Source organism: Streptomyces sporangiiformans (genome assembly GCF_005768555.2).
In the GTDB taxonomy this organism is placed as follows: Bacteria; Actinomycetota; Actinomycetes; order Streptomycetales; family Streptomycetaceae; genus Streptomyces; species Streptomyces sporangiiformans.
Genome location: NZ_VCHX02000259.1, coordinates 1 through 4,979 on the forward strand (window position 1 = coordinate 1; position 4,979 = coordinate 4,979).

A 4,979-nucleotide genomic window follows, 5' to 3' on the forward strand; every position below is an offset into this window, starting at 1 on the left:
CACCCCCTACCCCCCGTAGAACAACTCGTCCACCACGCCCCGAGCCCGACGCGTCGTGCGCCGGTACGCGTCGAGCATGTCCCCCACATGCCCCGGCCCATACCCCAGGTACCGCCCCACGGCCGCCAGCTCACGCCCGTCCGACGGGAACGTGTCCCCGGCCCGCCCGCGCACGAGCATCACCGCATTGCGCACCCGAGTCGCCAGCACCCACGCCTCGTCGAGGGTCGCGGCGTCCTCACCGGAGACCAGCCCGGCGGCACACGCGGCGGCCAGAGCCTCGCGCGTGCGCGTCGTGCGCAGCCCCGGCTCCGCCCAGCCATGCCGAAGCTGAAGCAGCTGCACCACCCACTCCACGTCGGACAACCCGCCACGCCCCAGCTTGGTGTGCAGCGTCGGGTCCGTCGCACGCGGCAACCGCTCCGCCTCCATCCGCGCCTTGAGCCGCCGGATCTCCCGTACGGCGTCGTCACCGAGCCCCTCGGCGGGATACCGCAGCGGGTCGATCAGCTCGATGAACCGCCGCCCGAGGTCCTCGTCCCCCGCGACGGGCTCCGCCCGCAGCAAGGCCTGCGACTCCCAGACCAGCGACCACCGCCGGTAGTACGCCTTGTACGAGTTCAACGTCCGCACCAGCGGCCCGGACTTCCCCTCGGGCCGCAGATCGGCGTCGATCAGCAGCGGCGGGTCGGAGCTGGGGATCTGCAGCAGCCGCCGCATCTCGGAGACCACGGTGTTGGCGGCTCGAGAGGCCTCGTGATCGTCGACGCCGTCACGGGGTTCGTGCACGAACAGCACGTCCGCGTCCGAGCCGTAACCCAGCTCGTGTCCGCCGAAGCGCCCCATCCCGATGACCGCGAAACGGGTCGGCAGCATGTCGCCCCACCCGTCGCGGACCACGGCCCGCAACGTCCCGGCGATGGTCGCGGCCGTCAGGTCCGAGACCGCCCCGCCGACCAGATCGACCAGCGCTCCCTGGTCGGCCATGGCGGGCGACTCCTCCGTGCCGTAGGAGCCGACGATGTCGGCGGCCGCGGTGCGGAACAGCTCGCGCCGTCGTACGCCGCGCGCGGCGGTGACCGCGGCCTCGCCTCCGTCGGCCCGTCCCACCGCGGCGAGGATCTCCTGTTCCAGGTGTGCGCGGTCACGGGGTTCGAGTCCGCCGCCGTCACCGTCGCCGAGCAGCGCCACCGCCTCCGGGGCCCGCATCAGCAGATCGGGCGCGAGACGCCCGGCGGACAGCACACGAGCCAGGTTCTCGGCGGCGGCGCCCTCGTCCCTGAGGAGCCGCAGATACCAAGGAGTCTTGCCCAGCGCGTCCGACACCTTGCGGAAGTTGAGCAAGCCGGCGTCCGGGTCGGCGGAGTCCGCGAACCAGCCCAACAGCACGGGCAGCAGTGTCCGCTGAATCGCGGCCTTGCGCGTGACCCCGGAGGCGAGCGCCTCCAGGTGGCGCAGCGCGGCCGCCGGATCCGCGTAGCCGAGCGCGACGAGCCGCTCCCGTGCCGCGTCCGCGCTCAACCGAGCCTCGCCGGGGGCGAGTTGGGCGACGGCGTCGAGCAGAGGCCGGTAGAAGAGCTTCTCGTGCAGCCGCCGTACGACGGACGAGTGCCGTCGCCACTCACGGTTCAGCTCGGTGACCGGGTCGGTGCGCAGGCCCAGCGAGCGGCCGATGCGCCGCAGATCGGCGTCGTCCTCGGGCACGAGGTGGGTGCGCCGCAGTCGGTAGAGCTGGATGCGGTGCTCCATGGAGCGCAGGAACCGGTACGCGTCGTCGAGCTGCGCGGCGTCGACGCGGCCCACGTAGCCACCCGCGGCCAGCGCCTTCAGGGCGTCCAGCGTGGTGGGGCTGCGCAGCGAGGTGTCGGCCCGCCCGTGCACCAGCTGCAGCAGCTGCACGGCGAACTCGACGTCCCGCAGCCCGCCGGGCCCGAGCTTCAGCTGGCGCTCGATCTCGGCCGCGGGGATGTTCTCGACGACGCGGCGCCGCATTTTCTGCACGTCGGCGACGAAGTTCTCGCGCTCGGCGGCCTGCCAGACGAGGGGGGCGAGCGAGGCGACGTACTCCTCGCCGAGCTCGATGTCGCCGGCGACCGGCCGCGCCTTGAGGAGGGCCTGGAACTCCCAGGTCTTGGCCCAGCGCTGGTAGTAGGCGACATGGCTGGACAGCGTCCGTACGAGCGGACCGTTGCGGCCCTCGGGCCGCAGATTGGCGTCGACCGGCCAGATCGAGCCCTCGACGGTGGTCTCGGAGCAGATCCGCATCAGGTGGGAGGCGAGCTGGGTCGCCGCCCGCAGGGCCTTCTGCTCGTCGGCCCCGTCGGCGGGCTCCGCGACGAAGATGACGTCGACGTCGGAGACGTAGTTCAGCTCGTGACCTCCGCACTTGCCCATCGCGATGACCGCGAGCCGGCACAGGGCGGCGTCCTCGGGGGCCGCGGACCGTGCGATGGCGAGCGCGGCGCGCAGCGTGGCGGTCGCGAGGTCCGCGAGTTCGGCGGCCGTCTCGGCGAGGTCGGTGGTCCCGCACACGTCGCGGGCGGCGATGGACAGCAGACAGCGCCGGTAGGCGACCCGCAGCGACACCGGGTCGGAGGCCTCGGCGAGTCCGCGCTCGAACTCCGCCGTGCCCGGGTGCAGGTCCTGCGGCTCGTACATGACGAGCGCCTGCCAGTCGAGGGGATGCCGCACGAGATGGTCGGCGAGCGCGGCGGAGGCCCCGAGCACCCCGAGCAGCCGGTCGCGCAGTGGCTTGGCCGCGATCAGCGTGTCCAGCAGCTCGCGCCGCCCGGGGTGGTCCGCTTGCGCCTCGACGAGCCGTACGAGCCCGAGCAGCGCCAGATCCGGATCGGCGGTCGCCCCGAGTGCGTCGAGCAGCACCGGGTCGGTCCTCACCGGCGCGAGCTGCTCGCTCTGCAGGAGCCGCTCGGCGGCCGACGGATCGGTGAAACCGTGCCGCAGCAGCCGTGTGAAGGTACTGCTCCTGCGCCCCGGCGCCGCCGTCATCCTCGGCCTCCTGTCGGACTGTCGAACTGTCGGATCAAGGTCGTTCGGCCTTGAGCCTAACCGGAGTGCCTGCGGGAAGCGCCCGAGCGCCCGCGTCGGACTGGCCGCGATGAGTTCGGGCGGGTCACGGAGTCTGTTCTGGTGAGGAGCAGAAACGGAGAAACCGGGAACAGGAACGGTATGGACCCACAGGCTGAACTCGATCCCCGCTACAGCAGCGAAGGCGCCGCCGCACCTGCCTGGCCGGATGTCCAGGCGCTGCTCTTGGAAGCCGAGCTCTTCTGGATCTCGACGGTGCGCCCCGACGGACGGCCGCATGTCACCCCGCTGCCCGCCGTGTGGGCCGACGACGCGCTGCACTTCTGCACGGGGCCCGAGGAGCGCAAGGCGCGGAATCTGGAGCGCAACCCGAACGTCGTGCTGACCACCGGCACCAACATCTGGGACAAGGGCTACGACCTGGTGGTGGAGGGGGAGGCGGCCCGCGTGAGTGACGACGACAGGCTGCGCGCTCTGGCCGACGCGTGGGAGCGCAAGTACGGCAGCTTCTGGCACTTCGAGGTGCGCGACGGCTGTTTCCACCACGGAGCGGGAAATGCTCTTGTCTTCGAGGTGGCGCCCCGGACGGTTTTCGGCTTCGGTAAGGGAGAGCCGTTCAGCCAGACGCGCTGGCGGTTCGGCTGACGCCCGTGGGGACGACCTGGAGGTCCAGTAATGGAGTACACGCTCGAAGTGATCCCGCTGCCTGTCAGTGACATCGACCGGGCCCGGGACTTCTACCGGGACAAGGTCGGCTTCCATGTCGACATCGATCAGGAGGTCATGCCGGGCATGCGCATCGTCCAGCTGACTCCTCCGGGCTCCGGCTGCTCGATCGCCCTGGGCGACACCGTCTGGGACACGATGGACGGACCGACGCCGGCGCCCGGCTCGTACCAGGGCCTCCAGCTGTGCGTCCCCGACATCAAGGCGGCCCACGCCGAACTGGTCGATCGCGGCCTCCAGGTCTCCGAGCCGGTGCAGTACGCGGCCGACGACGGCGCCACGTTCATGTACTTCAAGGACCCGGACGGCAACGGCTGGGCCATCCAGGAGTACCGCCAGCGCGCCACCAAGCCGCTGAACGAACTCCTGACCGAGCTGAGAAGTGTTGAGCGCTGAGGGAACCGGCCGACGGCTCACTGCAGCCGCTCGCACGATCATCGATCAGGTTCTTTTCAATTCCGGGCTCCCAACTGGCGATGGTGGCATGGTGATCCGGATGGGCGCCGCTTCCGGTTTTCCTGGTCCGGAATAGCGGTCGGTGCCCTCATCGCAAACAGGCAGCGGCTCACCTATGTGATGGGGGCGGAAGAGGTATTCACTCTGCCGCTCCCCAGCCTGAATCTGGACTGGCTCAAATCAACCCGGATGTTCGCCTCGAGGTTCGACATCCACCTGCACGACGGAAAGTTTCGTTTCTACCTCAACCCGCCGGGGAATGACGCCCCGCGTCCCGACCCGGAAGTTCTCCAGACCATCTCCGCCGCCCTGGGACAAGGGAGCGGGATCGCGCTGACCCACGGTCCATCCGGGATGGTCAGCGACGACTTGGTCACCAATGTGCTGGACTCAGGGACGCGCTCGCTCAACTACGCGCCGGAAACCGCAATGAGGAGATATTGCGGGAATTCATCAACGAAACATCACAGCGGCACGGATAGCAAGATGGGGAGTTACACCGCTGTGTATCTCTGTCAGTTGTGTCCACCCGGGAGGTGACCGGCCGGGTTCACGTTTCTCGCCCTCCGGCCCGTTTCCCGTGCACGTGGGTTGCTGACCAGCGGGCTGCTGGCCGCCGCCGTTGGTGCACTGCGGGGTGATCTTGGCGTCGGCGACACGCAATGAAATGCGCATACCACTCGCCGCTTGCCGTGCGCGGCGCGCAACGTCGGCCGCGTTGACCAGACGGCCCGGTCCGGCGGCTCACTGCC

At 70.2% G+C, this 4,979-nt stretch carries 3 protein-coding genes; 2 read left to right on the forward strand and 1 reads right to left on the reverse strand.

Annotation, left to right across the window (positions count from 1 at the left end; genetic code table 11):
- Positions 1-6 precede the first annotated feature (6 nt).
- Positions 7-3,006 (reverse strand): bifunctional [glutamine synthetase] adenylyltransferase/[glutamine synthetase]-adenylyl-L-tyrosine phosphorylase, encoded by a 3,000-nt coding sequence (locus tag FGD71_RS35505; RefSeq protein WP_119104665.1) that lies wholly within the window; start codon positions 3,004-3,006, stop codon positions 7-9.
- A 180-nt stretch (positions 3,007-3,186) separates the two neighbouring features.
- On the opposite strand from FGD71_RS35505, the gene FGD71_RS35510 reads away from it, so the two are divergent.
- Positions 3,187-3,690, forward strand: a complete 504-nt coding sequence (locus FGD71_RS35510; protein ID WP_119104666.1) for a pyridoxamine 5'-phosphate oxidase family protein — start codon at positions 3,187-3,189, stop codon at positions 3,688-3,690.
- A gap of 30 nt (positions 3,691-3,720) precedes the next feature.
- Positions 3,721-4,167 carry a VOC family protein gene (locus tag FGD71_RS35515; protein WP_119104667.1) on the forward strand — a complete coding sequence of 149 codons (447 nt, stop codon included), beginning with the start codon at positions 3,721-3,723 and terminating at the stop codon, positions 4,165-4,167.
- The last annotated feature ends 812 nt before the right edge of the window (positions 4,168-4,979 follow it).

Bases quoted from the DNA above. Each gene is read 5' to 3' on its own strand.
- FGD71_RS35515 (WP_119104667.1), top strand. From the start codon at position 3,721: ATGGAGTACACGCTCGAAGTGATCCCGCTGCCTGTCAGTGACATCGAC.
- FGD71_RS35505 (WP_119104665.1), bottom strand. From the start codon at position 3,006: ATGACGGCGGCGCCGGGGCGCAGGAGCAGTACCTTCACACGGCTGCTG.
- FGD71_RS35510 (WP_119104666.1), top strand. From the start codon at position 3,187: ATGGACCCACAGGCTGAACTCGATCCCCGCTACAGCAGCGAAGGCGCC.